The 26929-nt window shown below is 40.0% G+C and carries 29 protein-coding genes and 1 tRNA gene; 14 read left to right on the forward strand and 16 right to left on the reverse strand.

From position 1 onward, the window contains the following. Position 1 precedes the first annotated feature (1 nt). From purT to CHJ_RS07045, 6 genes are all read right to left on the reverse strand, one after another. A complete protein-coding gene (gene purT, locus CHJ_RS07020) occupies positions 2–1177 on the reverse strand; it encodes a formate-dependent phosphoribosylglycinamide formyltransferase (RefSeq protein WP_317917283.1) in 1176 nt (391 codons plus the stop codon). A 123-nt stretch (positions 1178–1300) separates the two neighbouring features. Beyond that, positions 1301–2188, reverse strand: coding sequence for a cytidine deaminase (gene cdd, locus CHJ_RS07025; RefSeq protein WP_317917284.1), 888 nt, complete (start codon positions 2186–2188; stop codon positions 1301–1303). 219 nt (positions 2189–2407) lie between these two features. Further along, positions 2408–3085, reverse strand: coding sequence for a CidB/LrgB family autolysis modulator (locus CHJ_RS07030; RefSeq protein WP_317918093.1), 678 nt, complete (start codon positions 3083–3085; stop codon positions 2408–2410). Continuing rightward, on the reverse strand, positions 3085–3447 hold the full coding sequence (locus CHJ_RS07035; protein WP_171755075.1) for a CidA/LrgA family protein: 363 nt from the start codon (positions 3445–3447) through the stop codon (positions 3085–3087). Before CHJ_RS07035 ends, CHJ_RS07030 begins: the two co-directional genes overlap by 1 nt. Before the next feature lie 2 nt (positions 3448–3449). Then, positions 3450–4874, reverse strand: coding sequence for an exodeoxyribonuclease I (gene sbcB, locus CHJ_RS07040; protein WP_317917285.1), 1425 nt, complete (start codon positions 4872–4874; stop codon positions 3450–3452). Between the two features lie 108 nt (positions 4875–4982). After that, positions 4983–5690 carry an NAD(P)H-binding protein gene (locus tag CHJ_RS07045; RefSeq protein ID WP_171755073.1) on the reverse strand — a complete coding sequence of 236 codons (708 nt, stop codon included), beginning with the start codon at positions 5688–5690 and terminating at the stop codon, positions 4983–4985. A gap of 200 nt (positions 5691–5890) precedes the next feature. Between CHJ_RS07045 and cobT the strand changes: the two genes are divergently transcribed. Together cobT and CHJ_RS07055 are read left to right on the forward strand one after the other, a co-directional pair. After that, on the forward strand, positions 5891–6919 hold the full coding sequence (gene cobT, locus CHJ_RS07050; protein ID WP_317917286.1) for a nicotinate-nucleotide--dimethylbenzimidazole phosphoribosyltransferase: 1029 nt from the start codon (positions 5891–5893) through the stop codon (positions 6917–6919). Between the two features lie 166 nt (positions 6920–7085). Continuing rightward, positions 7086–8117, forward strand: coding sequence for a succinylglutamate desuccinylase (locus tag CHJ_RS07055; RefSeq protein WP_317917287.1), 1032 nt, complete (start codon positions 7086–7088; stop codon positions 8115–8117). A 151-nt stretch (positions 8118–8268) separates the two neighbouring features. Here the strand turns inward: CHJ_RS07055 and CHJ_RS07060 are convergent, their stop codons facing one another. Then, positions 8269–8841 carry a nucleoside triphosphate pyrophosphohydrolase family protein gene (locus CHJ_RS07060; RefSeq protein ID WP_171755082.1) on the reverse strand — a complete coding sequence of 191 codons (573 nt, stop codon included), beginning with the start codon at positions 8839–8841 and terminating at the stop codon, positions 8269–8271. A 328-nt stretch (positions 8842–9169) separates the two neighbouring features. Between CHJ_RS07060 and CHJ_RS07065 the strand changes: the two genes are divergently transcribed. Continuing rightward, a complete protein-coding gene (locus CHJ_RS07065) occupies positions 9170–10261 on the forward strand; it encodes a sensor domain-containing diguanylate cyclase (protein WP_317917288.1) in 1092 nt (363 codons plus the stop codon). A gap of 44 nt (positions 10262–10305) precedes the next feature. On the opposite strand, the gene CHJ_RS07070 is transcribed toward CHJ_RS07065, so the two are convergent. Beyond that, complete coding sequence (locus CHJ_RS07070; RefSeq protein WP_171755069.1) at positions 10306–10536, reverse strand: glutaredoxin family protein; 231 nt, start codon at positions 10534–10536, stop codon at positions 10306–10308. Between the two features lie 97 nt (positions 10537–10633). Here CHJ_RS07070 and CHJ_RS07075 point away from each other — a divergent pair, with 97 nt between their 5' ends. Both CHJ_RS07075 and CHJ_RS07080 read left to right on the forward strand, forming a co-directional pair. After that, a complete protein-coding gene (locus CHJ_RS07075; RefSeq protein WP_171755068.1) occupies positions 10634–11143 on the forward strand; it encodes a YgjP-like metallopeptidase domain-containing protein in 510 nt (169 codons plus the stop codon). 80 nt (positions 11144–11223) lie between these two features. Further along, the gene (locus CHJ_RS07080) at positions 11224–11421 is read left to right on the forward strand and encodes a hypothetical protein (protein ID WP_317917289.1); all 198 of its coding nucleotides are present in this window, start codon (positions 11224–11226) and stop codon (positions 11419–11421) included. An 85-nt stretch (positions 11422–11506) separates the two neighbouring features. Here the strand turns inward: CHJ_RS07080 and CHJ_RS07085 are convergent, their stop codons facing one another. After that, complete coding sequence (locus CHJ_RS07085) at positions 11507–12076, reverse strand: hypothetical protein (protein ID WP_317918094.1); 570 nt, start codon at positions 12074–12076, stop codon at positions 11507–11509. 161 nt (positions 12077–12237) lie between these two features. On the opposite strand from CHJ_RS07085, the gene CHJ_RS07090 reads away from it, so the two are divergent. The 6 genes from CHJ_RS07090 to CHJ_RS07115 all read left to right on the forward strand — a co-directional run bounded on the left by CHJ_RS07090 (position 12238) and on the right by CHJ_RS07115 (position 18910). Continuing rightward, positions 12238–13755: a DUF3612 domain-containing protein gene (locus CHJ_RS07090; protein WP_171755065.1), complete on the forward strand. Its 1518-nt coding sequence runs from the start codon at positions 12238–12240 to the stop codon at positions 13753–13755. Between the two features lie 82 nt (positions 13756–13837). Further along, the gene (locus CHJ_RS07095) at positions 13838–14260 is read left to right on the forward strand and encodes a DUF3859 domain-containing protein (protein ID WP_171755064.1); all 423 of its coding nucleotides are present in this window, start codon (positions 13838–13840) and stop codon (positions 14258–14260) included. 175 nt (positions 14261–14435) lie between these two features. Next, positions 14436–15665, forward strand: coding sequence for a sensor domain-containing diguanylate cyclase (locus tag CHJ_RS07100; RefSeq protein WP_317917290.1), 1230 nt, complete (start codon positions 14436–14438; stop codon positions 15663–15665). Between the two features lie 160 nt (positions 15666–15825). After that, complete coding sequence (locus CHJ_RS07105; RefSeq protein ID WP_317917291.1) at positions 15826–16374, forward strand: ECF-type riboflavin transporter substrate-binding protein; 549 nt, start codon at positions 15826–15828, stop codon at positions 16372–16374. Positions 16375–16379: 5 nt separating this feature from the next. Continuing rightward, a complete protein-coding gene (locus CHJ_RS07110; RefSeq protein WP_317917292.1) occupies positions 16380–18074 on the forward strand; it encodes an ABC transporter ATP-binding protein in 1695 nt (564 codons plus the stop codon). Further along, positions 18071–18910 (forward strand): energy-coupling factor transporter transmembrane component T family protein, encoded by an 840-nt coding sequence (locus tag CHJ_RS07115; protein WP_317917293.1) that lies wholly within the window; start codon positions 18071–18073, stop codon positions 18908–18910. The genes CHJ_RS07110 and CHJ_RS07115 overlap by 4 nt, the downstream gene beginning before the upstream one ends. Before the next feature lie 496 nt (positions 18911–19406). Here the strand turns inward: CHJ_RS07115 and CHJ_RS07120 are convergent. Further along, positions 19407–19483 (reverse strand) — tRNA-Val (locus CHJ_RS07120). 325 nt (positions 19484–19808) lie between these two features. Between CHJ_RS07120 and CHJ_RS07125 the strand changes: the two genes are divergently transcribed. Next, the gene (locus CHJ_RS07125) at positions 19809–20660 is read left to right on the forward strand and encodes a DNA ligase (protein WP_317917294.1); all 852 of its coding nucleotides are present in this window, start codon (positions 19809–19811) and stop codon (positions 20658–20660) included. Positions 20661–20776: 116 nt separating this feature from the next. On the opposite strand, the gene CHJ_RS07130 is transcribed toward CHJ_RS07125, so the two are convergent. From CHJ_RS07130 to CHJ_RS07140, 3 genes are all read right to left on the reverse strand, one after another. After that, complete coding sequence (locus tag CHJ_RS07130; RefSeq protein ID WP_171755273.1) at positions 20777–21214, reverse strand: polymer-forming cytoskeletal protein; 438 nt, start codon at positions 21212–21214, stop codon at positions 20777–20779. Next, positions 21124–22065 carry a M23 family metallopeptidase gene (locus CHJ_RS07135; protein WP_171755272.1) on the reverse strand — a complete coding sequence of 314 codons (942 nt, stop codon included), beginning with the start codon at positions 22063–22065 and terminating at the stop codon, positions 21124–21126. Before CHJ_RS07135 ends, CHJ_RS07130 begins: the two co-directional genes overlap by 91 nt. 263 nt (positions 22066–22328) lie before the next feature. Further along, positions 22329–23699: an MATE family efflux transporter gene (locus CHJ_RS07140; RefSeq protein WP_317917295.1), complete on the reverse strand. Its 1371-nt coding sequence runs from the start codon at positions 23697–23699 to the stop codon at positions 22329–22331. 88 nt (positions 23700–23787) lie between these two features. Between CHJ_RS07140 and CHJ_RS07145 the strand changes: the two genes are divergently transcribed. Then, positions 23788–24396 (forward strand): riboflavin synthase subunit alpha, encoded by a 609-nt coding sequence (locus CHJ_RS07145; RefSeq protein ID WP_317917296.1) that lies wholly within the window; start codon positions 23788–23790, stop codon positions 24394–24396. Here the strand turns inward: CHJ_RS07145 and CHJ_RS07150 are convergent. Continuing rightward, positions 24390–24593 (reverse strand): CPXCG motif-containing cysteine-rich protein, encoded by a 204-nt coding sequence (locus CHJ_RS07150; RefSeq protein ID WP_317917297.1) that lies wholly within the window; start codon positions 24591–24593, stop codon positions 24390–24392. The two genes, CHJ_RS07145 and CHJ_RS07150, sit on opposite strands and share 7 nt — an antisense overlap. A gap of 85 nt (positions 24594–24678) precedes the next feature. After that, positions 24679–25539 carry a fructosamine kinase family protein gene (locus CHJ_RS07155; RefSeq protein ID WP_171755268.1) on the reverse strand — a complete coding sequence of 287 codons (861 nt, stop codon included), beginning with the start codon at positions 25537–25539 and terminating at the stop codon, positions 24679–24681. A 283-nt stretch (positions 25540–25822) separates the two neighbouring features. Here CHJ_RS07155 and CHJ_RS07160 point away from each other — a divergent pair, with 283 nt between their 5' ends. Continuing rightward, positions 25823–26167 carry a DUF3802 family protein gene (locus tag CHJ_RS07160; RefSeq protein WP_171755267.1) on the forward strand — a complete coding sequence of 115 codons (345 nt, stop codon included), beginning with the start codon at positions 25823–25825 and terminating at the stop codon, positions 26165–26167. On the opposite strand, the gene CHJ_RS07165 is transcribed toward CHJ_RS07160, so the two are convergent. Beyond that, complete coding sequence (locus CHJ_RS07165) at positions 26164–26658, reverse strand: C40 family peptidase (RefSeq protein WP_317917298.1); 495 nt, start codon at positions 26656–26658, stop codon at positions 26164–26166. The two genes, CHJ_RS07160 and CHJ_RS07165, sit on opposite strands and share 4 nt — an antisense overlap. Between the last annotated feature and the right edge of the window lie 271 nt (positions 26659–26929).

The raw sequence follows: 26929 nt of genomic DNA on the forward strand, positions 1-26929 counted from the left end.
TTTAATACTTGATGGTGACAAGAGAAGCAGATTCGACCGCTAATTTAATTGCATCATCAACGGATGCTGCTTTTGCAAGCGCTACACCCAGTCTTCGCCCGCCATCAATGTTGGGTTTAGCAAATAACCTTATCTGTGTCTCAGGTTGGTAGAGAGCCTTGTCTAAATTGCCAAATTGAATATTTTCAGATTGACCATTGCCCAGTATGACTGCCGACGATGACGGACCATAATGAACAATGTTTCCGACCGGTAATCCTAAGAAGGCTCTGACATGGAGTGCAAACTCTGAAAGTTGCTGAGAAATTAACGTGACTAACCCTGTGTCGTGAGGGCGAGGGGAGACCTCGCTGAAAATGACGTGATCACCTTTAATAAACAGTTCTACTCCAAAAAGCCCATATCCCCCTAACGCATTCACGGTTTTTTCAGCAATCTCTTTGGCGCGTTCTAATGCAAGTGGCGACATTAATTGTGGCTGCCATGATTCGCGATAGTCACCATCTTCTTGTCGGTGTCCTATTGGTTGGCAAAAGTGGACTCCGTCTACTGCACGGACCGTCAGTAAAGTGATTTCGTAGTCAAACTCTATAAACCCTTCAACAATAACTTTACCGGCTCCCGCTCTGCCACCTTGTTGTGCGTGTTGCCAAGCAGTCTCTATCTCTTCAGTACTTCTAATCACGCTCTGTCCTTTACCTGAAGAGCTCATAACAGGTTTAACAACACAAGGTATTGAAACTTGTTCAATGGCTTGAACAAAATCGTTATAGCTGTCGGCAAATTGATAAGGTGAAGTAGGGATGGAAAGAGATTCCGCCGCGAGTCTTCGAATGCCTTCCCTATTCATTGTTAAACGAGTGGCATTGGCATTTGGGACGACTTTCAGTCCCTGTTTTTCTAACTTAACCAAGGTGTCAGTCGCAATTGCTTCTATCTCTGGAACAATATAGTGAGGTGATTCAATGGCGATAATTTCAGTTAAGCGTTGTTCATCTAACATATCAAAAACATAGCTTTTATGCGCGACTTGCATTGCTGGTGCATTCGCATAACGGTCACAGGCAATAACCTCTAATCCTAACCGTTGACACTCTATAGCGACCTCTTTTCCTAGTTCACCAGAGCCGAGGAGTAAAACGCGAGTGGCACTATTACATGTTGCTGATCCAAACATTGTAAACCCTTATATAAAAGACATTCTTCGCGCATGATACGGAAATTAGCCATAAACGCAAACGTTTGCTTTTCGGGTTAAGAAAAAGGCTTTGAGGAGATCAAAGCCTTGGAGTCTCTTATATTAAAGTGCAATATAGCTGACAGGTATGTCAGGATTAATCACATCCAATGTAGATTGTGTGCATGCTAGATGGCTGATCTTTCCTGAAGATAACTCTGCTAATGCAGCACTTCTAATTTTATCGAAAGATTTACCTGCAACCATGATCTGTACTAATGCGACTTGTAGCGGGGGAAGACTAGGGTTGAATGCCGCATTTTCTGCATAAGCACCAGCATAGATACTTCCGTCGTCCAGTTCTAACGCTACACCGCTAAAGTTATTGGTGTACGGAGAATGACTCATGTTCAAGGCATCAATTGCTTTGGCTAATAGTGGTTCACAGCCTTCGGTTGAGTACTCTTGCTGGTTATCTCCCATCAAACGAGCGTCAATATCAAGATCTTTCGGACCAAACGATTCTGGTAAGTATTGTTGTAAAGACATTGAATCTCTTTGCGGTAGTTGCACATTCATCTCACCGGCCGTAGTCAGTTCGTTCATAAACTGGCGACAATGACCACAAGGACTGTAGTTAACGGTAATGTCTTTAACACCTTTCTCGCCTTTCATCCAAGCATGGCTAATACCCGCTTGCTCAGCATGTACGGTTTGACCTAGTTGCGCTCCGGTTAGCTCCATATTCGCGCCGAAGTATAGTCGTCCTGATAATCCACGAACGATGGAACCTACATAAAACTCTGATATTGGAGCGTATGAAAACGCAGCGGCTATTGGCAGCAGTGCAACACGTAATTCATTATCTTCTAAACCAGACAGTTTAAGTAACTCGTTAAATTGTTGCTCAGAAATGGTGGCGTCAAAATCATCCGCGTTAATTATTGTTGATAAATATGATGCGATATTAGCTGGAATATCTTTCAACGCGCTTTCTATTCTTGAGTTCATGGCAAATCCTTAGTTAAGCATTAATTTTATTTTAGAGAGATAACAATCTAAAACTGTGCTTAATGTCACGTATTTTGATGCAATGATAATTCAATTTGCATAAATTGAGTGAGGTCACATTAGCAAAGGTTTGCGCAATTGGCGCTCAACATGTAACTGACGAGTTAAAATGCTGGCTCAACAAAATTTGTCTGCAATAAGATGAAGATTAGGAAACATTCAGTGGGAAAGCCATACAACCAATGCAAAAACAGCAGGAGCTAAAATAGAAGTAATCACGCCACATAAAACCAACGCTAATGAACTAAAGGCGGCATCACGGGGATCTTTTTCAAAGCAGGTGGCTGTACCCAGCGCGTGAGAAACGGTTCCCATCGTTAATCCTTTTGCAATTGGGTGAGTAATACCAATAAGGTTATAGATTGGGTAAGCTAATATGGCACCAAAAACCCCTACCAATAACACCATAATAGCGGCAATAGCGGGTTCTCCTCCTAACTGGCTAGAGACTTCCATGGCGATAGGTGTTGTGACGGATTTTCCTAATATACTGGCAATAAGCGTAATATCGGTACCTAGGGCGACGGCAATAAGTGATGCGGTTAGCATAGACAGTGCGCTTCCTACACCACAAGTAAGAAAAATAATACGCCAGTTTGCTTTAATTTCAGGTAGTTGCTCGTAAAGAGGGTAAGCTAATGCAACGACTGCTGGTTGTAACAGATAAGTCAGCCATTTATTGCCAGCATAATACTCTTGGTACGGGACGTTTAGCGCTACGAGTAACGGAATAATAATGACTATGCTTATAAGTAGTGGGTTAGCGAGTGGGTGATTCAACTTTTGACTAATAAAGCGCGCAACTAAAAACGTAATAAGAGTAACAAATAGCCAGATCATTTTTTCCCTACCAGTATTCTCTCCAGCACATAACTAAGGAACAGTACCATAATAAAAGATGCGCCAATTGTGCTTGCTAGAATTTGCACTGAGTTCTCGATCAGCAAATCAAAATGCTCCATGAGGCCAACACTTATTGGTATAAAAAGTACGATCATATAACGTATAAAAACATGAGCCGTTGGCTTGACCCACTCTGCCGGAATCAGGCCGCTTGCCATAGCAAAAAACAGTAGCAGCATACCGATAATACTTCCCGGAATACTAATACTTAGAAACTGTTGAATTAACGTTCCTAACGCTAAGGAAGCGAGAATGATCACTAATGAAATTGTGTATTTGAGTATTTTTATAGCCATGATCAGGAAACGAGTTTCTCCACATATCGGTAGATCGATTTTAATATCGCCATTTTTTCTTGTTCATTTTCATGTTCATGAGCAAGATTTTCTAGGTTGAGCATATAGTCAGGTAACCTAGACTCAAAATAATCACGGCAATGCGTAGCCCACTGACGTTGTTCTGAATCACTGAGTGTATGCGGATAGTTTCTCGCTCGATATCTAAATAAAAGAGGTTGAATTCGAGGATCAGCATAAGTCAGTTGCAACGCTGGCAAATTCTCCGCAGGTGTTTCTAGGATGATATCCATAGCGGCACGGTCGGCTGGAGTGAAAAAGCCACTATAGAGTTGGCTGTCAACATCGTCACTACCTTTAAAGTCACTATCCATAGCGTATAAGCTAACAAGCTTTTCTCTAATTTCTGGATGCTGTCTAAGTCGTGTTAGGTTTTTAAGACACTGTTCTCTATCTATGCCGATCTTCTCTGCATTTTCCGCTGTTAATGTTTTTGCTGGCGCTAAAATTGGGCACTTGTTTATGTGCACCAGTTTGACCGGAACGGCAAGTTGTCCGTCATCCAACTGATCTCGCTTAGTATAAAGCCGGTCTTTAAGTTGCTCTGCACTTAGTTCGAACAGTGGCGAAGGGTCCATCGCAAGGTTGACCATTATCGCTGCATTTTTATTGCTGGGATGCCAAGCCAGAGGAACCATCCATGTAGTATTTGAACAAGAAAGACCTAACATACCGGAAACGTGTACTAGAGGCGTCATGTTAACAATATCAATAAGGGCATTGAGTTTGTTCTTGTGCCTCATACTGTATAGGTAATCAAAAAGCTTAGGTTGGGCCGCCTTTAATTTCTTAGCCAACTCAATCGTAGCAATAACATCGGCCATCGCATCATGAGCGTTTTCATGTTCTATGCCGTTGGCTTTTGATAGGTGCTCTAACTTAAAGCTGGGCAATCCCTCTTCGTTTGTTGGCCAGTTGATACCTTCAGGTCTAAGTGCGTAACAGGTACGCATGACATCAAGAAGATCCCAGCGAGAGTTGCCATTTTTCCAACTCCAAGCATACGGATCATGAAAGTTTCTGTATAAGGTATAACGGCTTACTTCATCATCAAAGCGAATATTGTTATAGCCAAGATTTGTTGTATTGGGTACAGAAAGTTCATCGTGTATTCGTTTGATGAATTCTGGCTCGGGCAAACCATTCATTATGGTTTTTTGAGGCGTAATTCCGGTGATTAATGCCGCTTCTGGTGAAGGAAGATAGTCACTGGGCGGTAAGCAATAGATAACCAGTGGTTCACCGATGATGTTGAAATCTTTGTCGGTACGAACGCCTGCAAATTGTGATGGTCTATCTGTGGCAGGGTTTACTCCCCAGGTTTCATAATCAAACCAAAAGAATGTTTCTTGTTGCCCATTTAGCATGTGAATACCAGAGTTAAATTCGAGGGATTAGTCACATTAGACCACTGCAGAGCTTGCATATCAATCAACGTGTTACTGTATGTTTTAAATTCGCTCAATAAGAGCGAGTTAATGAGTGTTACTACGATATTTATCGAGAAGTTGGTGCATTTCTTGGCTATTCATTGTGACATAGTTATCTTTAGCGGAGTGTTGTGGCTTAAATGTGCCATACAGCATTGCAGTCGCAACATCGCTGGCATCTATTGGAATCATATTCGCTAGTGGGCCGATTAATAGAGGGCGTAATAGAGCAAGTATTTTAGCTGTCACCAGTTCATCTTTTCGGGCGGGAATTCGATGACCTGCCAGTGGACCCGGACGAACAAAAACAACCCGCTCGAACCCCATGTTTAAAATGGATTTTTCCATTTTACCTTTGCAGCGTAAATAGTGAGACAGAGAATTGATTTTGGCACCATAGCTGGAGACGACTGCGATGCGTTTTACACCAATCATTTTCATGGTTTGAGCGACCTGACATACCAAATCGACATCGATGCTTTCCAGCGCTTTGTTGCTGCCTGCCTGTTTTTTGGTTGTTCCTAAACAGATAAAGCCAAAATCGGCAGTATGTTGCTGATCCCATTGGGTAATACGCAGTTGACTGTCCTGTATTTGATAAAGCTTGTCATGTTCTAAGGGGAGTGGGTTACGAACCAGAGCATAGAGTGAGTGAACGGCTGTAAGGTCGACTAATTGAGTTATGAGTTCATTACCAACGAGACCGCTGGCACCGGCAATAACAACCTTTGCTCCATCTCCAAATAGATCCATGTTATCTCCTTAATGACATGACAACTCGCTAACTAATCATATGCATTACTATGAGTTAGTCAAATGAAGATGAAATAACTGACTAATTTTTATAGCCATTTTATCTAGCGCTGAGTAAACTCTATGGCAAATATAAGAATTACTTAGCGATAAATAGCTTTGGTTTGGAGCCACAATCGCGCTATAGAGTGAGAGTCGTTATGTTAGATCGTCAATATGTTTCCGCTATCGAAGAAAGAATTAATCAGAAAACTAAGCCCCTTGGCGCGTTAGGTCAACTGGAAGAGGTTGCTTCTCAACTGGCGCTGATTCAGAGTCAAGATAAAAGTGACGCTGTCACTAAAGTTGAGTTGACGAATCCGACGATGTTGATTTTTGCGGGAGACCATGGCATCGCTGACGCGGGTGTGAGCATAGCGCCTAGCGCGGTCACTCAGCAGATGGTGCTTAACTTTCTCAATGGTGGCGCGGCAATTAACTGCTTCTGTTCAGTTAACAATATCGAGTTAAAGGTGGTGGATGCAGGTATTTTGCTTCCAGTCGAAAGTAGTGCAGATAACTTTGTTTGTCAGCGCTTAGGCAACAGAACGAATAATTTTGCTGAACAAGCCGCAATGACAGAATCTACGGTTCAAGAAGGTATAGAACTGGGCAAAAAACTTGCGATAGACTGTATCGAAAATGGCAGCAATCTTTTAATGTTTGGTGAGATGGGAATAGGAAATACCAGCTCTGCGGCCGCGATCTTAAGCGCTCTTTCTGGAGAGCCTGCAAAAAACTGTGTTGGTTATGGAACGGGAATTACTGCAGAGCAGTATGAAAAGAAATTGCAGTTAGTATCTAATGGTGTAGCGCGCTGTACTGGCTTAACGCCAACTCAAGTACTGGCAGAAGTAGGTGGATTTGAGATTGTACAGATAGTCGGCGCTATTTTGGCCTCGGCAGAGCGAAAAACAGCGATGCTAATTGATGGGTTTATTGTTTCAAGTGCTGCTTATGTCGCGACTATGATCAATCCAGCGTGTCGAGAGTATATGATTTTTGCTCACAAATCTGATGAGTCTGGTCACAGGTTATTACTTGAAAAGATGAATGCTACGCCTTTACTGGATCTAGGGCTTCGCTTAGGGGAAGGAACTGGAGCTGCATTAGCGTTACCTTTAATAAAAGCGTCGGCAGAGTTTTATAACTCTATGGCCAGTTTTGCGAGCGCAGGTGTGACAGTGTAGTTTAAAAATTAGGCAATCTATTGGATTTATTAATATGTTGCTTAATTTAGTTTCATTTGGAATGCATAATTGAGATGTGGCATACATACTTTGTATAGAGATCTGACTAACATTATCGTTTCAGTAAAATTGAACCAAACCGACATAACAGTGGAGTTCGTCACCCATGGTAAAACCTTTGTTTCGTCACTCTTTTTTATACGACACTTTGGATCTAGAAAATGAAATGCCAGCCAGGCAGTTAGAGTTGGTCAGTGGAGCAAGTGTAAAAGTTGTTAAAAGGGGAGTTATTGAAGTTATCCCTTACTCGCTATCAAATGAGACCAAATCTATTGTGATATCAGCTGGTATCCACGGTGATGAAACTGCACCAATGGAGATGGTTGATCATATCGTAACCAGTGTTTTAGACGGAAGTTTTAAAATTACTGAGCGTTGTCTTTTTATCTTAGGTCATCCACTCGCTACTAACCAACATGTCCGGTTTCTAGATGAAAACCTGAATAGACTGTTTGATGATAAGCAGCACAGTAAATCGGTTGAGAATGATATCGCCGATGAGCTGAAAAGTGTTGTTCGTGAGTTCTTTAAAAACAGCGATGAAGCGCAACGTTGGCACCTAGATTTACACTGTGCTATCAGACGATCCAAACATTATACATTCGCTGTTAGTCCAAAGGTGACAAACCAGAAAACTCGTCGTAAAGATTTAATAGAGTTTATGCAAAAAGCGAAGGTAGAAGCTATTTTGCTTTCAAATTCTCCAGCCAGCACGTTTAGCTGGTTTAGCGCAGAAAACTTTGCAGCTCAAGCGCTAACTCTTGAGCTGGGTAAAGTTGCTCCGTTAGGTGAAAATGATCTTACGGTGATTGAAGACTTTAACCAAGCACTCAAAGGTTTACTTTCTAATTCATTACAGTTTCTGGCTTCATCACAACTAACGCCTTATCGTGTGACACAAACAATCAAGCGATTGCATGAAGATTTTGATTTTAACTTTAACGACGACGTCGAAAACTTTACCCAGTTTGAGCATGGTCAAGTATTAGGTCATGACGGTGATAAATTGCTGTTTGCTAAAGTTGATCATGAAGCGGTGGTGTTCCCGAACAAAAATGTTGCGGTAGGTCAGAGAGCTGCGCTGATGGTGTCACCAGTAGAAACTCGTTATGAAGATGATCAGTTAGTTTATGATTGATCGACAATTTAAAATCAAGTAGAAAGCTTGGTTATAGAGAAAAAGGTCAGGCACGGTTAACGTACCTGACCTTTTTGTTATTCCTCATAAGCCTAGGAACTGTGATTCTATGCGGGAAGAATACTCTTCTACCTGTTGGGGCGAGTTAAATTTATACCAACGGTAATAAATTGGCCGGCCGGTAATAGATTGACTTTAATACCTTTCCTGCTCTTACGGTTTTACCGTCTGAAACAAAATCTTCAGCGCATTTAGCGATAACGTAATCACCTTTTTCTACTGCCATTAACTTAACATTTTGTGCGGCGTAATGATCTGCAGTTTCTTGGTACTCTTGATAATTTCGGCACACTTTACTCATATTGCTGGCGTGTATTTCATCCCAGCAAGGGACAAAATCGATAGCTAAGTTCTCCGCTGCATTGAGTAGGATGTCGATCATGTAGCTAATTGCTAGGTTGTCATCCACACATTTGTGTCCAAGATGTACAAGTCTTCCCATAAGAACATAAACACTATCGACAATGGCGTCGGCTTGCTCGTGTTTACTGTCGGCTTGCGCCAGCTCTGTTAACTCTTCAATAATCAAAGAGGTATGTAAGGTGTCCAAGGTGTCACTCATGGAGGCCAGATCTTCTACTGGTAAATCAAAAGTGGTACGAAACTCATGAATATCTGCGTAGATGTGATCGTAAAGGGGTTGGGTTAGTTTAGTCAGCTTCATTATTTTTCCGGTACTCTCTGTAGTACCTTCCATTATATACCCAACTCATTTGAATATGCTTCTTCTTGTCAATCTTGTTTTGTTGATCTGCTGAGTAAAATTGACTATTTAGCAGGGAGTTAACGGGCTGTAGTATTAATTAACCCTCTCGACTTATGAAAATTGTCTATTATTAAATAGACCATGGTGATCTCAAAGAGCTTGTTAAACGGGAATATATCTGCATTTGAGCAAGCTACTGATTTGACGCCCTTATTCATTGAGGAGCGAACATCATTGGATCTCGTGAGTCTAGTTATATGAAATAAATGAGTAGATGAGTTAAATAATGACCGAGTGTAGTCCAACTGAGCAAATTATTCGTCGTCTTTATCAAGTAACGAGCGACTATCAAAAAGGATTCGATATTCAAATCCTGCAACTTATTATGTTGGGATTGGAAGAATATAAGCTAGATATTGGTATTTTTTCTAAAATTGTTGATAAGCAGTATCAGATTGTACATTGCATCGTACCGGAAGAGATAGAAATGAGCAGTGGTGACAGTTTTGACTATGAGACAACTTACTGCGAGCTAACCTGCCGTTCTCATAAACCGATTGCGGTAGAGAATGCCGGAACTAGTGAGGAGTTTGCTAATCATCCTGCCTATAAAGAGTTTAAACTTGAGTCATACATTGGTGTGCCTATCTACCTTAATGATGACCTTTATGGAACACTCAACTTCTCTAGTGCAGAGGTGAGAAAGAAAAAGTTTACTGCGATTGAAATCGATCTGATTTATTTGATGGGTTCCTGGATTGAATCAGAGTTGCTCCGACATAAGCAACAAACGGAATTGGTTTTGCTGAATGAAAAGTTGGAGTATCAAGCCAATTATGATGCGTTAACAAATATACCTAATCGTCGCTCACTGTTTGAAATATTGTATAAGCAGATGGATAACCTAGCGTATAACGCTGGAGAGGGGTCCATTGTAGTGATTGATATTGATCATTTTAAAATGGTCAATGACAACTTTGGCCACCAAATGGGTGACAAGGTGTTAATAAAAGTCGCTCTCTGCTTAAAAAACTGCCTTGCCGATAAGGGCTTTATTGCTCGGTTTGGTGGTGAAGAGTTTGTGGTGTGGCTGGTGGATATGGATATTCACTCTCGGCGTACCGTCATTAATGGCCTGATGTCTGCCATTGATGAAATCACTATTGAAGGCAAGCGGTTAACTCTGTCTGCCGGTGTTTGTCATTTCTGTTGTGAAACGTGCTCCAATGTAGAGAGCAAACGTATGATTGATACGTTACTTTCATTGGCAGACCAAGCTCTGTATGAGGCGAAAGCCTCTGGGAGAAATAGAGAAGTTAGTTATCAGCATGTTTTCAGTGATGCCAACGTGATAAACGAGTCTGTCAGCAATGGGTAACTAGATTGGCAAGAGTGTAAGTGTCCAATTAGCTGTGGTAGCGGCTACTTTTGCTGATAGATCCGGTCGAAGTTTTTTGTATTCCAACCAATCATAATTTGATCACCAATTTTCAACACAGGTAGTGACCGAGCGCCTATGGCATCAAGTTCTTTTCTTCCTCGCTGCATTTTTGCGTTGGTTAATCGATACTTAATTTTATTAGCATCCAAATAACGTTGAGCATCTTTACAGTGTGGACATTTATCTTTTACGTACAGTACGACTCGTTTCATAATAGCGTGCTCTTTTATACATCAACTCTAGAATCAAGCCAAATTGAAACATACAATGTCTGTTTTAAGCAAATATTGTGAGATAAATAGAGCAAATATGTCGTCGTTACTTTCTACCATTCAAGGTTACCCTGACTCTATAGTGAATCAGGTTGAGTCGTTAATAAAATCGGAACGTTTTGTTGATTGGTTTGATTCTCGCTACCCAGAACGGCACCAGATCAAAAGTGAGAAAGCACTGTTTAATTACGCAACAACTATTAAAAATCAGTATCTTAAGAAGAGTGTTAGTGTACATAAAGTGGTTTATGATGGAAAAATTCATGTTATTAACAATGCGCTAGGACTGCATACCTTTGTTTCTCGAAATCATGGCGGGAAATTGAAGGCCAAAAATGAAATACGGATTGCAAAAGCTTTCAAAGATGCGCCAGAACCACTACTGAGAATGTTGATTGTGCATGAGTTGGCGCATTTAAAAGAAAAAGAGCATAACAAAGGGTTTTATTCACTCTGCTGTCATATGGAAGCAGATTATCACCAGCTTGAGTTTGATGCTCGGCTCTACATGATTTACTTACAGTTGAAAGAGAGAAAATCAGTTTAGTACGTTTATTGAGCCAGTGTTGCATCACCGAGCTCATACTTCGTGATAATGACATGCTACCTTGAACTATAGTGGGACCTATGCAGATAGAAATATATATGCCATGTGAACCGCAATCGGTGTGCGATGTTATTAACATTACTTTTGTACTTATTGCTGTTATTGCCGCGCTGCTTTTTATTCGGGTACTTATACACGAATATAAAAATATTCAGGGTGTTAAGAAAACCAAGCGGCCATCTAAATCTTCTAAGCGAAAACAGGCTAAAAAGAAGTAGATGGCGATATTGCATAGTCGTTTCGCGTATAAAGAAGCAACGAATGACTGCAAGATATACGTGAGGAGTTAATAGAACCTTAACGTTAGAACCAGCAGGTTAATAAGTAATTCTCGCCATTTTTTGCGGTAAAATCTTTATCGTCTGATTTAGCTCTCGGTTGTCCATTCTGGTCGCTTTTCAGTAGGCTAATCCAGTGTCTCATCGTTTCTGATGGCTGCTCCGAGCTACCGTGATTAAAGGTGGCGCAAGTTTCCAGTTGTATGTCTGATATTTCTACGGCTTTGCAGTTACCCTGGTTGCTTCCCTGCTTGAAACTGACTTCAATATGGCTGCCATCTTTGCCTCTTAGCAATATGGAGTCTGGGTAATCTCTGTGACCGGTATAGGCAACAAACTGGCCTGCCTTAGCGAGGCCACAGTGTTTGCCTTTGGCAAAAAAGGCCATTAAGTGGCGACCATTTAAAATGTAGCTTGTTACATTTGAGTGAGAATCCGAATCTAGAGGGAACAAGGTATCAAGAAGTTGCTTCGCTTTGACTTGTTTTTCTTTAGCTTGTTGATCTTTTAATGACTCCACGGCGAAGACCGCTTCAGCAATAAAAGAACCGCGTTGATTGTGACTATTTGTGCTGATGTTTGCTGGCATATTCATGGTGTCGCCCTCTTGATTTAATCCATTAAATGTTTGAACAAGCACTGCATGAAATCTCATATTTAATAACTGGTCAGATTTGTTTGCTTGCTTAGTTTGTAGAGTAACCAATTTTTTACTACAATTTCACAACAAAAATTTTACAATGTGAATTTTACAATATGAGACAAACTCAGAGCTTAGTAAGAAAGTCGCACTTTTTAGGTACAAAAATCAGAAACCTTAGAAAGCGTAACCATCTAACCATGGAGGATTTGTCTGCGCGTTGTGTTCGCATTGACCCTGAAAACTCTCCATCTGTTTCTTATCTTTCTATGATCGAAAGAGGAAAGCGTGTTCCTAGCGCGGATATGCTTGACGTTATTGCTAAGGTGTTTCAAAAGAGCGCTACATGGTTTTTAGACGATGAGCCTGAATCACAAGACATTACACCAAATAAAGGCAGAAAAGGGGGGATTAGTGGTATTCCTTTAGAGCCAAGTTTTCTGTTTTCTAACGAGATGCTACAAATCGCGATTCCTGAGCTGTTATCTCAAACGGGAGTTAATGGCAGACAGTTTGCTCAGCTTCTTATTCGCGCCTATCAAGAACACCATCAAAACCATTTTCCTGATCTAGAACGGGCTGCAGAAGAGATTGGTTTAAAACGTCTGGCTCTTACTGCTGAAGACATGCTCGACTTAGCGAAAGCACAAGGATTGAATGTCTATTGGGTTGATTCGACACCGACAGAGGTGATGGACGAATTGGGTATGGTTAGCCGTCAGCTGGTCACCTCCTACTTTGAACCGCCGGGAAACATTTATCTCAACAACCTTCTAAAACAGTATCCGACACGTCTAAAGTATGACTTAGCCGTTTATATCGGGCACTGCGTTCTACATAACAAAGAAGGATTGAAAAGTGTTCTCACTATTGGAAATCACTCTTGGCGTGCAGATGATAGTGTTTCTCAGGGATCGCCGATTAACCCACAAGATATACTGCATGCATGGCGTGATTTTGAATCGAGCTTTTTTGCCGGAGCTTTGTTGTGTCCTAAAGTACCGTTTAGGCAACTGCTCGATAGACACGGTTACGAAGTGGATGTTCATAAGAGTATAGGGGTTTCCCCATCGGTTGCGATGAGGAGAATGACAGTGGTTTCTCCTTACCCTCACTGGCACTATTTTGATGCCTATGCACCAGGAAAACTTAAAGCGGTTTATCGAGGAAATGGCATACCGCTTCCTTGGGGGAACATGCGACTGGTAGATGACCCGTGCCAACATTGGTCAGTATTTAGAATGTTGTCAGAATCAAGAGACGGTACCTGTGCTCAACTTTCGATATTAGATGTCAATGATGAACCTCGTCTTTACTGTTGTGAATCGGTCAACGTAGTCGACCCAGCTCAAAACAGTCGTGTGTTATGTGCCGGTTTGGATCTTAATCCAGCAATAGAAGCTCAAGGTGGAGATGCTATTTCAATTGCTTCGGAATTGAAGGAGTTGTGTGTGGAAGGGGGAGGAGAAGTTATGATTCCTCGTCATATTAAGAAAGATCTTTCTACTGTTTCACGTATTTTAAATATCAACTGGGTTGAAAGAGGGATTGAATCGCCAGCTCGACTAATATGTTCTCGTGGAGCTGTTTGCCCACGTAAACCAAGCTGTTATGCGAATAATTGCAAAGGATAATTTGACAAGAATTATCGTAATTGACTGTTTGTCTGCCTGAGGTGAGGATATACTAGCGCCAAATTTTATCTGGTAAACAGACATGGCTAAACGTTCTTCAATAATAGAAATGACGTCTTACGGTATTTACTCTACGTGGGACTCAAAATCAAAGCAGCTACCGAAGATACAAGAGTTTACGGTACGTGTTCCTGCTGAAGTTGATATTGAGTTTGGTTTTATTATCAACATTAAGAAAGCAAAAGGGCAAAAAATTCAATACTGTATTTATCATCCCAGTATTACGACAGAAGATGGCGACGTCCTTGAACCATTTGATGGGGAAGAGCATATCAATAGTAATGACTGGGATTTCTATTTAGGGGATACAATTTGGCTGCCAGTTGAAAATAAAATTGGCCCTTGGCGAATGACCGTTGAGTTGAATGGAAAAGTGGTTGCAGAAAAAACCTTTGAGCTCTTTGCACGTGATGAAGGTGAGTTCTGGAAACGTAGAGGGTTTTAACTTAGTTCATTAAATGAGCTAAAAAATAAAACAAACGATTATTTACCATATATATGTCAGTTTAGATCATATTCTACTGGAAATCTTGATGTCACTAAGGAGCCCTGTTGATATCATGGATATCTAAACAGATAAAATAATAAAATCTCCAAATTTATTTCAATCAAGGTTATGCATGTCTGAGCTAAATATAGACTCCACATATGGTGTAATTGTTATTCAAGACATGAATGCAGTGCACGTTGATTACAACTATGCCAGAATTTTTGGTTACCGCTCTCCTGAAGAACTTCTTACTCAAATCGACACATTTTTAGATCTGATTGATCCTTCGCTTCATAGCATTGCGAAACAAAACTATCGAGACATTGTCCATGGAAACAAAGTTCCTCACGGACATACCTTTACCAACATTGATAAGAACGGTAGAGAGTTTACCGTTTTTGCTATTGATCATTTGATTGAGTGGAAGGGGAAACCAGCGCTGCAGGTGACGGTTATGGACCTATCTTTAGTTGAAGAAGCTAATAGACGACTAAGAGAGAATGATCTGAAATATAAGCGTTTAGTGACGCAATCGGGTCAAGGAATTTTGGTCCATCGCAATTTTAAACCGTTGATGCTCAATGATGCATGGGTAAAAATGATGCGAGCAGAGTCAAAAGAATTTGTTTTACGACAAGACTCGGTTTTGAATATTGTTGAGCCTTGCAATCAAGAGATTGCGGTAGAGAGAAATCGGGCAAAAATGCAAGGCTTGATCGTTGAAAATGAAAGTAATATTTTCGCCAATATCTGTTATGACGGAACGAAACGTTATTTTAATGTTTATGATAATTTGATCGAATGGGATGGGGAACTGGCGATTCAAGTAGTGTTAGAAGACGTCACTGACAAAGTCGAAATGGAAAAAGAGCTGGCCTATAGAGCAAGTCACGACCAGTTAACCAACCTGTTAAATCGATTTTCTGTTTTTGAATGGCTCAAAGAGAACCAAACTAGCGCCAATAACATGTGTTGTATGTTGATTGATATTGATGATTTTAAGGTTATCAACGATAAGCATGGGCATTTAGTCGGTGACAACGTTATTGGCACTTTCGCTTCTATTCTAAAATCTATTACTGATGATGTAGGCATTGCAGGTCGATGGGGAGGAGAAGAGTTCATCGTCTTTATTCCAAACAGTACTATAGATCACACTCATCAACTCGCTAACTCTATTTGTCATTCATTCCATAAAATAAAATTTACCGCTGAGCAGAATTATTTTAATGCCACCGTAAGCATTGGCTTGAGTTTTAGCGATAACGTGAAACATATCAGCATAGACCAATTAATACGCCAAGCAGACGATTGCCTTTACCAAGCAAAATCATCAGGCAAAAACTGTGTTCGTTTTTAGCAAATAATATTTTGGCAAATAGTAAATAATTCGGGTACGTCTAGACGTCTAGATTTATTAATTGTCTTGGTTAGGCTATAATTCTACAGAATGAATCAAAGCAACGAATAATCAATAAGTTATTGCTATTTATTGCTTCAAAGAAAAATTAAGGAATTGTATGAATCTTACTGCTAAAACGGTTGTCGTTATCGCTATTGGTGCGGCACTCTATGGTATTGGTGGATTACCTATGTTTGGTATCCCAGTGTTTGCCAATACGACCCTAAAACCTGCTATGGCGGTCCTTGCCCTATTCTCAGTACTTTTTGGGCCTATAGTCGGGTTTCTGGTTGGATTTATAGGTCACTGGGTGACTGACCTGTTTGCGGGTTGGGGTGTGTGGTTTACCTGGGTTCTAGGCTCTGGTGTTGTTGGTTTGGTTATTGGTTTGTTTCCTAAGCTCACAAAAGGTCGTCTTGGCGAAGGGGTGTTTAACTCGAAAGATTACGTTCTTTTTGTTGTTTTAGCTCTGGTTGGTAATGTGGTTGGCTATGGCTGTTCTGCTTTCCTAGATACCGTTTTATACGCAGAACCTTTTACCAAAGTCTTTACTCAGTTAACAATTATTGCAGCAGGTAACACGGTCTTAATTGCTATTGTGGGTTACTTTATTCTTAAATCTGTTGCAAAAAGAAATCAGCAGAGCAGTAACTTAAGCGAAGAATAAATAGAATGACAATCACGTTTACTGATTTTTCGTTTCAGTATCACTCCTTAGACAAACCTACATTAAAAAACATCAATTTAACAATCGAGGCCGGTGAAAAGGTCTTGATTGTTGGAGCGAGTGGTAGTGGAAAGTCTACATTAGGACAATGCTTAAATGGTTTAATTCCTCATGCTATCAAGGGTGAGATCTCTGGAAAGCTACTGATAAATGACAGAGATACTTCTTCGTTTGCTCTTCATCACTACACCGAACAAGTTGGTACTGTACTGCAAGACACGGATAGTCAATTTGTTGGCTTAAGTATTGGTGAAGATATTGCATTTGCATTGGAGAACCAGCTGACCCCAACTATTGAGATGTACCCACTGGTAAAGTCGACAGCTGACCTTGTCGGGTTAAGCACTATGCTTGCTCGTTCTCCACAAGAGCTGTCTGGTGGACAAAAGCAACGGGTCTCTCTTGCCGGGATTTTGGTCGATGACGTTGATATTTTGTTGTTCGATGAGCCTCTTGCTGCGTTAGACCCAAAAACCAGTAAGAAAACCATAGATATTATTGATCAATTACACCAACAACATAATAAAACCGTCATCATTATCGAGCACAGATTAGAAGATGTACTTTATCGCCATGTTGATCGGGTTATTCTTATGGATAATGGAGAAATTGTCGCCGATACAACACCAGACAATTTGCTCGCTTCGCCTCTATTAAGTCAGTATGGAATCAGAGAGCCTTTATATCTTTCTGCCTTGAAGGCGGCAGGTTGTGTTGTCTCTGCTGAACATAATCCATCACGATTATCTACAATGACTTTGGATGGTTACAAGGAAGATGTCCAAGCTTGGTTCCAGTGTTTGGAGAGAAAGAATCCGAAAAATATCAGTGCTCCACTAATGTCCATTCGCCAGTTAAGTTATTCTTATGATGGTGAAAAAAATGCTTTAGACAAGGTTAGCTTTGATATAAACAAAGGTGAATTCCTCTCTATTTTGGGAAAAAATGGTTCAGGGAAATCCACTATTACCAAGTTAATCATGGGGGTCTTACAACCTGATGAGGGGGTGATTGAGCTTCAAGGTGATAATTTGGCAGATCTATCTATTTTTGAGCGCAGTAAAAAGGTTGGCGTTGTTATGCAGAACCCAAATCATATGATTTCCCATCATATGATTTTCGATGAGATTGCATTTGGACTGAGAAATCGAGGCGTAGACGAAAATGTGATTTCAGAGAAAGTGCTCTCTGTTTTAGAACTGTGTGGTTTAAAAAAATACCGAAATTGGCCTATAGAAGCGTTGAGTTATGGTCAAAAAAAACGTGTAACAATAGCCTCTATTCTTGTTATGGAACCGGAGTTATTGATTCTTGATGAACCTACAGCAGGTCAAGACTATCGCAATTATACCTCCATGCTCTCTTTTATTGGTAAGTTGAATAAAACATTAGGCATAACTGTTGTGATTATTTCTCATGATATGCACTTAGTTCTTGAATATACAACGCGTTCGATTGTTTTGTCGGACAGCAAATTGATTCAAGATGCCCCAATGACAGAAGTGTTTAGTGAACCTGCTTTATTGGATAAAGCGAATTTGGCGACAACCAGTCTATATCAGTTGGCGAAAGCATTTGAAATTGATGACACTGATGGATTCATGCAACACTTTATTTCAAACGAAGGGTTGGTCGCATGAAGTCTTCAAAAATAGCGTTTGGAATAAGTTACATCGATACGGGTTCACCGTTACATTCTTTAAATGGTATTACCAAGTTCGTGTTATTTTTGGCTTGGGTAACCGTCGTGCTCACCACATTTGATATTAGATTTATTACGACATTGATATGTCTAGGTTTGTATTTACTACGAATGACGGCTGTGCCTTTTAGAGTGTATAAACCTTTACTTATTGCAACTGGTTCAGTGCTAGTACTTAATGCTCTATTTATGTTTTTGCTTGCTCCTCAACAAGGTGTGGAGTTGATTGGAAGTGAAACCCTACTATTAACTTTGCCCGGGCAATACTCGATTACAGTAGAAACACTCTTTTATCTTTCTACCGTAACGCTAAAATATTTTAGTATGTTTCCTATTGCGTTAGTGTTTGTTTTTACTACCCATCCTACTGAATTTGCAGCAAGTTTGAATCGCTTAGGTATACCTTACAAAATAGCATACGCAGTTAGTTTGACATTGAGGTATTTGCCGGAAATAAAATCAGATTTTGTCAATATAATGCATGCTCAACAGGCAAGAGGTGTTGAGATCTCTAAAGAAACACCGTTATTTACACGAATGAAAAATGTCTCTAAGATTCTTGGCCCTTTAATTTTCTCTAGCTTAGAGAGGGCTGATGAGATCTCAAACGCGATGACTCTTAGAGGATTTGGCCGCCATAGTTCTAGAACTTGGTATAGTGCTAAACCTATCAGCAAGAAGGATCTTGTTTGCCTTAGTGTAATAGCTGTGGTGGTGGTCGCTGCGATTGCTAAAAGAGTGCTGGAGTCGCAATTATTCTGGTATCCATTTTGAAAAACGTAATGGAGCCATCGTCCGTTAAATAGAGATTAAACTTTAATGATCTCAAGGATTAGGATTCAGAGCAGCATCAACAGGTTCAGTTCAAGGAAGATAATCGAAGGAATTCCCTTTTAAGGTTATCTGACGCAGAAATGGGCATGTTGATGAGATCCAGCGCTGTGTTACTGATTCTTGCCGTATCATGACGATGCTATTACCTTCAAATCAGTGCTTAGATCATAAGCCAATAAATTCTCGCTGGATAAACACCTTGAGGTGACTTGAGTATGTGTTTGTGTAGAAATAGCGGGTAGGGCACTGGCTGTTCACTCCACATCTTTTTATGACTCATAACCTTTATTGGTCAACTTGAAAAATAGATTTTAATCAGTCAGATGATGGAAGAGGGGATAGAGCAACTGGTTAGTGAGTGCAGCTACAATATGAATGATAATGACGATGTTTGAAATGCAAAAAGGCCTGCTTAAAAGCAGGCCTTTTCTAAATTTGGTGCTCGCTACTGGACTCGAACCAGTGACACCTTGCATGTCATGCAAGTACTCTAACCAACTGAGCTAAGCGAGCATTTCGTCCTTTTCGATATAAATTTTAAACTAACCTTTGCTGTTGCTATTGTCAGTTCAGTATCGATTTGGAACGAGGTAGATATTATCGATTCACCGTATTCGGTGCAAGTATTTTTCTATGTTTTTGAACTGTTTGACGTAATAATCGTCATTTTGGCGAAAAAGCACTCACTGATGTTTGAGCTCAGTCTCTTGATTACGCAAATAATCTCTTTTTTCCATTAAAACTATTTGGAGTTTGCCGCATCAACGCCATTAAGAGTTTTACCTTAATTACAGCTTATTCTCATAATTGCGCTCATTTAATTGCCTTGAGGTAAAAGATGAGCAGAGTAATAAAACTATCTATGATTGCTATCACTGTCCAGATCGCTTTTGGAGTCATACCTACAGATGCATCAACAAATTTTGAAGCTAAGCTAGCGCAAGCTAATGAATATCAGAATCATCAACATATTGAAGGGTATTGGTTTAGTGAAAAACTTGATGGAATAAGAGCAGTTTGGACCGGAAGTCAGTTGTTGACGCGTAAGGGGAATAAAATTATTGCGCCAGCTTGGTTTACAAATATGCTGCCGAATTATGTTTTAGAGGGTGAACTCTGGGCTGGAAGAGGAGAGTTTCAATTAGTACAAACTACCGTGTTAAAAAGCATTCCAGTGGATGCGGGTTGGAAGCACATTCGTTTCATGTTATTTGATACACCGAACTCTTCTTTGTCTTATCGGCAACGATATGCGTGGTTACAGAAACTGGTGATTGATCTTGCTGTTGCGCATATAGACGTCGTGGAACAGCGTCCCGTGAAGTCAAAGGAGCAAGTTGAAAATGAACTGCTTCAGCTAACGTCAAATCATGCTGAAGGCATCATATTACGTGATCCTAAAGCGAGTTATGCTAAAGGGCGCTCCAACACTTTATTGAAGTTGAAAAAACATCAAGATGCGGAAGCGGTCGTTATCGGTTATAAAGCTGGCAAAGGCAAGTATCTGGGGCAGACAGGAGCATTATTAGTACAAAATGGTGATGGGGTACAGTTTTATATTGGTGCGGGCTTAACGGACAAGCAACGCAAACAACCTCCTGTAGTAGGTGAGATAATTACTTATCAGTTCAATGGTTTTACTCACACGGGTATACCTAGATTTGCGCGATTACTTAGAGTTAAGCAATAGCCAAAGTATGGTGATTTTTAATTAACTTAAGGTGGCAGATAGATTAATGAGTGCCGAACTCAAAGGTTCTGCACTCATTACTGTATAATTATCGGTAGGCGAGCTATTGATAAGCGTTATTTCTGCTCAATAGCCTCAGCTTTTTTCTGCTCTATGCTGACGGGTTTATCTTTATTGTCTGATAGGGCGATAACTTCGTCAGTTGTTACTGTTTCAGATGTCCCTAAGAATATGCCACCTTTTTCGATGGTAAATTCAGAGCAAGTGATATTTCCTTTCAGGTTGCCATTGTTGAGGATATCAATATTCGTTGCGAATATATCTCCTTCAAAATTGCCATTAATCTTAGCGTTATTGGCATATATGGTACCTTTAACATATCCAGTCGGGCTAATTGTTACATCATATTCGGTTCGTATTGTCCCTAAAATAATACCATCTACTTGGATATTACTTGCAAGAGTCAGTTCTCCACCGATACGAGCTCCTTCGGCGATGATAGTTGGAGCGCCATGCTTACTTGTTGTTCCACGCTTTTTATCAAAAAGTCCCATTGTATTCCCTTCTGATTTTCAAATAAGGATTCAAAGTTATCTATATTCCAATCCACAAAGTTGGATGGGTTCATTGAACGACCTACAAATCTGATTTCGTAGTGTAAGTGAGGCCCTGATGTTAATCCGCTGTTTCCAGAATAACCAATCAGATCTCCTTTTTTTACAAACTGTCCGGATTTAACTTTGAACGACTTCATATGTGAGTATGATGAAGTAATTCCAAATGAGTGCGAGATTCTTATAAAATTTCCTGAACCCTTGTCACTTTTTCTTGTTACTTCAATAACGCCATCTGCGGGAGAATATATTGCTGTACCTGTATTTACAGCAAAATCTAACCCTCGATGCATTGTTCTTTTCTTAGTCACAGGGTGTGTTCTCATTCCATATTTAGAGGAGCGCCTTCCTATCTTTACTGGTGCTCCATTAGGAATTTTTTGTAAAAGAGCTAATCTTACCGCGGTATTAATGGCGGCGAGATCTAATCTTGAGTCCATGTCTAGTTCGAGTTTTTCGCCACCTAAATACTCTTCAATCTCTTCAAGTCGGGATGACACAGATAATAATTGGTCTTCTTTGCTAGAAATATCGCTCTCTAACTGCTGTTTAAGATCCTGATACTGTTCTAATTGAGTAGTGAGGTCTGAAGATTGATTTTCAAGCAGAGCTTGCTGCTGCTTCGATACTTGAACCTCATCGACAAGTTTTAGAACCGTAGTTGTTACTACAAATACAGTAACAACAAGTATGAGCATCAATAGTTTGATACGTGTAACGCTTCTGCGGCTGAGTTTAAAGTGGCTGGTTCCTTTTACTCCAGAAACGGTAACAGCTAAACTATTGGGCATGGATATAGACTCTTAAAACAAAACTAGTGTGGGATTTTAGAACGATTCACGCCGCTCGGCTATCCTTGTTGACACTGTAATTAACTTTTTACAGAAAAATCACACAAAGAATGTTTAGTTTTGTGAATAGCTCATGATTTTCGATAATATTCTATTTACAAATATATGTCATTGTTTTTATTGAATAAACCTATAGCTAACGGCTTCCTGTTAAGCTAAGTAAAGGTTTTTTATAAAAATGTGAGTAATATGTAAGAATTTACTTATCGTGAAGCAAACTCCAGTTGGGTTTGGTCATCTTGTCTATGCATCCACCTTAAACGGAATCCAAGCATTACTGCTGCACTGCTTAATCCAACGATAAAACCAACCCAAAAACCATATACACCAATTCGGCTGATAATCCAATCAGTTAAACCTAACGCATAGCCAGTAGGCAAACCTAGAATCCAGTAGGCTATAAATGTACAGAGAAATATTGCCTTCATATCTTTGTAACCGCGCAGTGCTCCGCCTGCGATTACTTGAAATGCGTCTGTAATTTGGTAAATCGCGGCAATAAGTAATAGCTGAACTGAAATTGCGATAACTTCCGGGTTTGATGTATAAAGTTGTGTGATGGGTTCTCTAAATAAGATGGTTGCGATGCCAGTAGTTATTGCAGAGACAATACCGACAATAATAGCAACATGTGACGCAATTTTTGCTCCTTCAATATTCTCTTCACCTAGCTTTTGACCCACTCGAATACTCACCGCTACACCGATGCTCATTGGTAGCATAAACACCATGGATGAGAAATTAATGGCAACCTGATGAGCGGCAACAGTGATGGAGCCTAAAGGCGCTACAAGTAAAGCGACGACTGCAAAAAGGGTTATTTCGAAAAATAGTGCCAAGGCAACGGGGAGGCCTAATTTAAGTAGTCTTATTTGAGACTGGTTACTAGGCCAAAAAAAGCGAGAGAAGATTGCTACTTGCTTAAGCCGAGAAGAGATCAATATATAAATCAGCATTGATACAAACATTAACCAATAAACAATGGCTGTTGCGACACCACAGCCGATAGCACCTAGTGCCGGTGCGCCTAGTTTTCCGTATACAAACATCCAGTTTAATGGCACGTTCGCGACAAGACCTATAAATCCGATGATCATGGCTGGCTTTGTTACCGCCATTCCGTCAGTGAAACTTCTTAGGGTTTGATAGAGCAAAAACGCAGGAACCGACCACATAATGGCGTCCATGTAGCCTGTTGTTTTTCTGCTCAACTCGGGTTCTATTTCCATCCAACCGAGAATGATCTGTGTCTGAAATAGTATCGCTAGAATTGGCAGTGTTAAAAATAGTGATAACCAGAATCCCTGAGATATTTCATAAGGGACTTTTTCTGTTTTTCCGGCTCCATTTAATTGGGCAACAACAGGTACTAACGCCATTAGTAATCCGGCACCAAATAAGATCACTGGGTTCCAAATACTTGCGGCTACCGCCACAGCAGCCATATCTGTGGCACTAACACCTCCAGCCATGATGGTGTCAACAAAGCCCATTCCCGTTTGTGCGACAGAAGCGATTAGAACAGGTGTTGCTAGTTGGATAAGCTGTTTTGCCTCTTTTTGGTAACGATGCACAAACATCTCCTAAAAAATGTGAATAATATCTTGGGTGCATAATAAAGAAATGTCACTATTAGCACCATTAAAATATGAGGATTTTTCAATGTTTACAGGAATCGTTCAAGGAACAGCAAAAGTAGTAAAAATTGTTAAAAAGCAAGATTTTCGTACACACATTATAGAGTTGCCGAAAGAGGCGATTGCTGACTTAAAAGCCGGTGCATCCATTGCTCATAATGGTTGTTGTTTAACCGTAACCGCTATTGATAATTGCTTGGTGTCGTTTGACCTTATGCAGGAGACGCTTAAGGTGACGAACCTTGGGTTACTCAATGAAAATGACAAGGTCAATTATGAAAGAGCGGCACGTTTTGGTGATGAAATTGGCGGGCATAGTATGTCTGGGCATATTTCACTTATGTCTACGATTGAACGAAAAGTGATGACAGATAACAACTGTACTCTTTGGTTTTCCTTACCTAAAGATGTTATTAAATATGTGGTGAAGAAGGGATACATTGGTATTGACGGCTGTTCATTGACTATTGGGGATGTCACCGATAGTGCTTTTTGTGTTCACTTGATCCCTGAAACACTCAATAGAACGCTGTTTGGACAAAGAGCGGTTGGTGACAGTGTGAATATTGAGTTTGACCCTCAAACTCAAGTTATCGTGGATACTGTAGAACGAGTGCTTGCGGCGACTCAATAATAGTTTTCGTCATCGGCATCGACTAAAAGCAGTACGCTATTATGAATGTTATCAACTCGCATATCTAAGTGTATCGCTCGACAACAAGCAGGGCAGTCGTCATAAAAGTCTTGGCTGCCTCTCGAAGAATCTAACGTAATTTCGATAGAGTGACCACAGTGTGGGCAAAGATACTGTTGTTGAGAAAATGCTTTCATTTGTGACGCCCTATTGCTAAATAGTGATATCGCATTCTATTTACAAGCCATTTGCATCTGAACAAGTGGCTGGCTTACTGTTTTGCTAAAAAATTTCTGAAAAATATTGATCAGCTTCGTCAAGGTAATGGCCACCAAACAAATTACAGTGGTTTAATATATGGTAAAGATTGTAGAGTTTTTTCCGGTTTTGATAGCCCTTATCCAGAGTGATTACGCTTTCGTATCCTTTATAAAACTCTGGCTGAAATCCATCAAATAACTCTGTCATGGCTATATCGCACTCTTTATCTCCCCAATAGCTGGCCGGGTCATAGCACAAAGGGCCAAAAGCTGTATTGCCTGCATTACCATGCCATAGATCACCGTGAAGCAGAGACGGGGAGGGGTGATGGTGGAGTAATTGTTGGTTAATGTTTTCAACGATATCTTCTATGGCTCCAAAACTAATGCCTTTCTCTTCTAGAAGTTTTAACTGCCAGCCAATCCGCTGTTCAGAAAAAAATCGAGACCATTTCTTCCGCCACCGATTGGGTTGTAAAGTGGCACCTAAAAAATTATCTTGGTCAAAGCCATACTCTTGCTGTTCGCCAAACAGATGCAAATTGGCTAAATCGACACCCAGTTGAAAGCTTGATTTGTCGTTGCAAAGAGGTTTGGTTGCAATGTAATTGAGAATAAGGAAGGAGTTGCTTTTGCAGTTATCAACTAAAACAACTTCAGGAACATAGAGCGTATTTGTGGCGCGTAGCTTCTTAAGATTATCCGCCTCTGCTTCAAATTTGTTGAGAAACTCTTTGTTGTTGATTTTGACGAAATATCGCTCTTCTCCATCACTTATCATATAGCATTCGCTAATATCGCCACCTTCAATCCGAGAACGATCAAGTATCTGGAAGTCAAACATCAACTCTTCAGATAGTCGCTTAGATATGGCTTGCCACATATACGATTTCCTCACTACATGATTTGATATATTTAGATTTTAGAACAAACTAATGTGTATGGATAAAAATGATCAGAAAAATAACTACTTACTTGAATAAATTGTTTGAAAGTTCGCCTTATGTCACAACTGCGAGTATAGTTAAATTATGACTAAATTTCGTAGCAGTTCTTATTATTAACTAATTCAGTGTTGAATAAGTGGCAACATCTATTTCAATGGATTAGTATAAGTTTAGTTGTTTCGGTGATAATTGTATCAAACGATTTTTTGGAGTTACATAGTGGTAGTAGATACTGATGGGTATTTGTCTCTAATAGAGCATTTGACGTTTAATCTAAACGTATTCACCGCTGAAGGTGGTGATACAGGGATTGAAACTGTTGAAGATGTTGTAACTGACATGATTGCCTCAAATATCATGACTATTTTTAACCAAAATCCAGAATTACATTCCAGTATTCGTTTCAAATTATTGAAAGAGGCGGATCTGGTTTTGGAAGATCTTGGTGAAGTACTTGCTGGCGTTTGGGTAAAAAAAGCCACCAACGAACAAATCATCTTTTTGGATGAGTATATCGCTTTAGTTAAAAACTTATTTGATAGTGCTGTAGCAACTTACGACTAACGTATTCTACGAGCTTGCCAAAATACAGATGCCCAATATGGGTTATTTAGCCGAGATATAATCACGCCTTTTGATGTAGAAGCGTGCATAAATTGCTGGTAACCCAGATATATTCCTACATGTTTATCTTTTTTTGATGTTTTAAAAAATAGTAGATCACCACTTTTGGCGTCTGAAAGGGCTATTTTTTTACCTAATAACAATTGTTTTTCTGTCGTTCTTGGTAGCTGTATTTGCTGTGAAGAATAAAAAACCGACTGCACAAAAGCAGAGCAATCAACGCCATTTAGTCCATTGCCCCCATATTTATAGGGTGTTCCTTGCCACTTCTCAAATTCTATTTTGAAAGAACGATTTTCTTCTCTGTTCAGTGCTGACTGAGCTGATTTCCCTTGTTGCTCATTAGATACCGCAGACTTTTGATTGATTACAGAGCATCCAGTTAAGCTGTAAAATAAAATTATGATTGAAAAATAGTGCCTTGGTGTCATTACGAGTTTGCTTATTTAAATAAAGTTAATATAAATGAGCCAATATCTAAGCTAGTGTGACTTAGTTGGCCTGTACTTGAGCCAATTTTTAATATAGTAGATTGATAGTCACTTAATTAAATATCAGTTTAGAGAATACCTAAAACCTAGTTAACAGACGTTTGTCTGTTGACAAAATTATTACAACCGCTGGCCTGAAAGTAATGATAGGTTAGTTTTAGTATAATAAAAAGCCCAGTATAAACTGGGCTTCAAAGATATATTTACGGAG

The sequence above is a fragment of the Vibrio sp. MACH09 genome (assembly GCF_033238805.1).
In the GTDB taxonomy this organism is placed as follows: domain Bacteria; phylum Pseudomonadota; class Gammaproteobacteria; order Enterobacterales; family Vibrionaceae; genus Vibrio.

Excerpts from the sequence above, each read along its gene's own strand:
- CHJ_RS07115 (WP_317917293.1), top strand. The coding sequence starts at position 18,071 with ATGAAGTCTTCAAAAATAGCGTTTGGAATAAGTTACATCGATACGGGT.
- CHJ_RS07100 (WP_317917290.1), top strand. The coding sequence starts at position 14,436 with ATGTCTGAGCTAAATATAGACTCCACATATGGTGTAATTGTTATTCAA.
- sbcB (WP_317917285.1), bottom strand. The coding sequence starts at position 4,874 with ATGCTAAATGGGCAACAAGAAACATTCTTTTGGTTTGATTATGAAACC.
- CHJ_RS07150 (WP_317917297.1), bottom strand. The coding sequence starts at position 24,593 with ATGAAAGCATTTTCTCAACAACAGTATCTTTGCCCACACTGTGGTCAC.
- CHJ_RS07105 (WP_317917291.1), top strand. The coding sequence starts at position 15,826 with ATGAATCTTACTGCTAAAACGGTTGTCGTTATCGCTATTGGTGCGGCA.
- CHJ_RS07070 (WP_171755069.1), bottom strand. The coding sequence starts at position 10,536 with ATGAAACGAGTCGTACTGTACGTAAAAGATAAATGTCCACACTGTAAA.
- CHJ_RS07110 (WP_317917292.1), top strand. The coding sequence starts at position 16,380 with ATGACAATCACGTTTACTGATTTTTCGTTTCAGTATCACTCCTTAGAC.
- CHJ_RS07135 (WP_171755272.1), bottom strand. The coding sequence starts at position 22,065 with ATGCCCAATAGTTTAGCTGTTACCGTTTCTGGAGTAAAAGGAACCAGC.
- CHJ_RS07165 (WP_317917298.1), bottom strand. The coding sequence starts at position 26,658 with ATGACACCAAGGCACTATTTTTCAATCATAATTTTATTTTACAGCTTA.
- CHJ_RS07130 (WP_171755273.1), bottom strand. The coding sequence starts at position 21,214 with ATGGGACTTTTTGATAAAAAGCGTGGAACAACAAGTAAGCATGGCGCT.
- CHJ_RS07065 (WP_317917288.1), top strand. The coding sequence starts at position 9,170 with ATGACCGAGTGTAGTCCAACTGAGCAAATTATTCGTCGTCTTTATCAA.
- CHJ_RS07155 (WP_171755268.1), bottom strand. The coding sequence starts at position 25,539 with ATGTGGCAAGCCATATCTAAGCGACTATCTGAAGAGTTGATGTTTGAC.
- CHJ_RS07075 (WP_171755068.1), top strand. The coding sequence starts at position 10,634 with ATGTCGTCGTTACTTTCTACCATTCAAGGTTACCCTGACTCTATAGTG.
- CHJ_RS07045 (WP_171755073.1), bottom strand. The coding sequence starts at position 5,690 with ATGGATCTATTTGGAGATGGAGCAAAGGTTGTTATTGCCGGTGCCAGC.
- cobT (WP_317917286.1), top strand. The coding sequence starts at position 5,891 with ATGTTAGATCGTCAATATGTTTCCGCTATCGAAGAAAGAATTAATCAG.
- CHJ_RS07055 (WP_317917287.1), top strand. The coding sequence starts at position 7,086 with ATGGTAAAACCTTTGTTTCGTCACTCTTTTTTATACGACACTTTGGAT.
- CHJ_RS07095 (WP_171755064.1), top strand. The coding sequence starts at position 13,838 with ATGGCTAAACGTTCTTCAATAATAGAAATGACGTCTTACGGTATTTAC.
- purT (WP_317917283.1), bottom strand. The coding sequence starts at position 1,177 with ATGTTTGGATCAGCAACATGTAATAGTGCCACTCGCGTTTTACTCCTC.
- cdd (WP_317917284.1), bottom strand. The coding sequence starts at position 2,188 with ATGAACTCAAGAATAGAAAGCGCGTTGAAAGATATTCCAGCTAATATC.
- CHJ_RS07090 (WP_171755065.1), top strand. The coding sequence starts at position 12,238 with ATGAGACAAACTCAGAGCTTAGTAAGAAAGTCGCACTTTTTAGGTACA.
- CHJ_RS07035 (WP_171755075.1), bottom strand. The coding sequence starts at position 3,447 with ATGGCTATAAAAATACTCAAATACACAATTTCATTAGTGATCATTCTC.
- CHJ_RS07145 (WP_317917296.1), top strand. The coding sequence starts at position 23,788 with ATGTTTACAGGAATCGTTCAAGGAACAGCAAAAGTAGTAAAAATTGTT.
- CHJ_RS07125 (WP_317917294.1), top strand. The coding sequence starts at position 19,809 with ATGAGCAGAGTAATAAAACTATCTATGATTGCTATCACTGTCCAGATC.
- CHJ_RS07085 (WP_317918094.1), bottom strand. The coding sequence starts at position 12,076 with ATGAATATGCCAGCAAACATCAGCACAAATAGTCACAATCAACGCGGT.
- CHJ_RS07080 (WP_317917289.1), top strand. The coding sequence starts at position 11,224 with ATGCAGATAGAAATATATATGCCATGTGAACCGCAATCGGTGTGCGAT.
- CHJ_RS07060 (WP_171755082.1), bottom strand. The coding sequence starts at position 8,841 with ATGAAGCTGACTAAACTAACCCAACCCCTTTACGATCACATCTACGCA.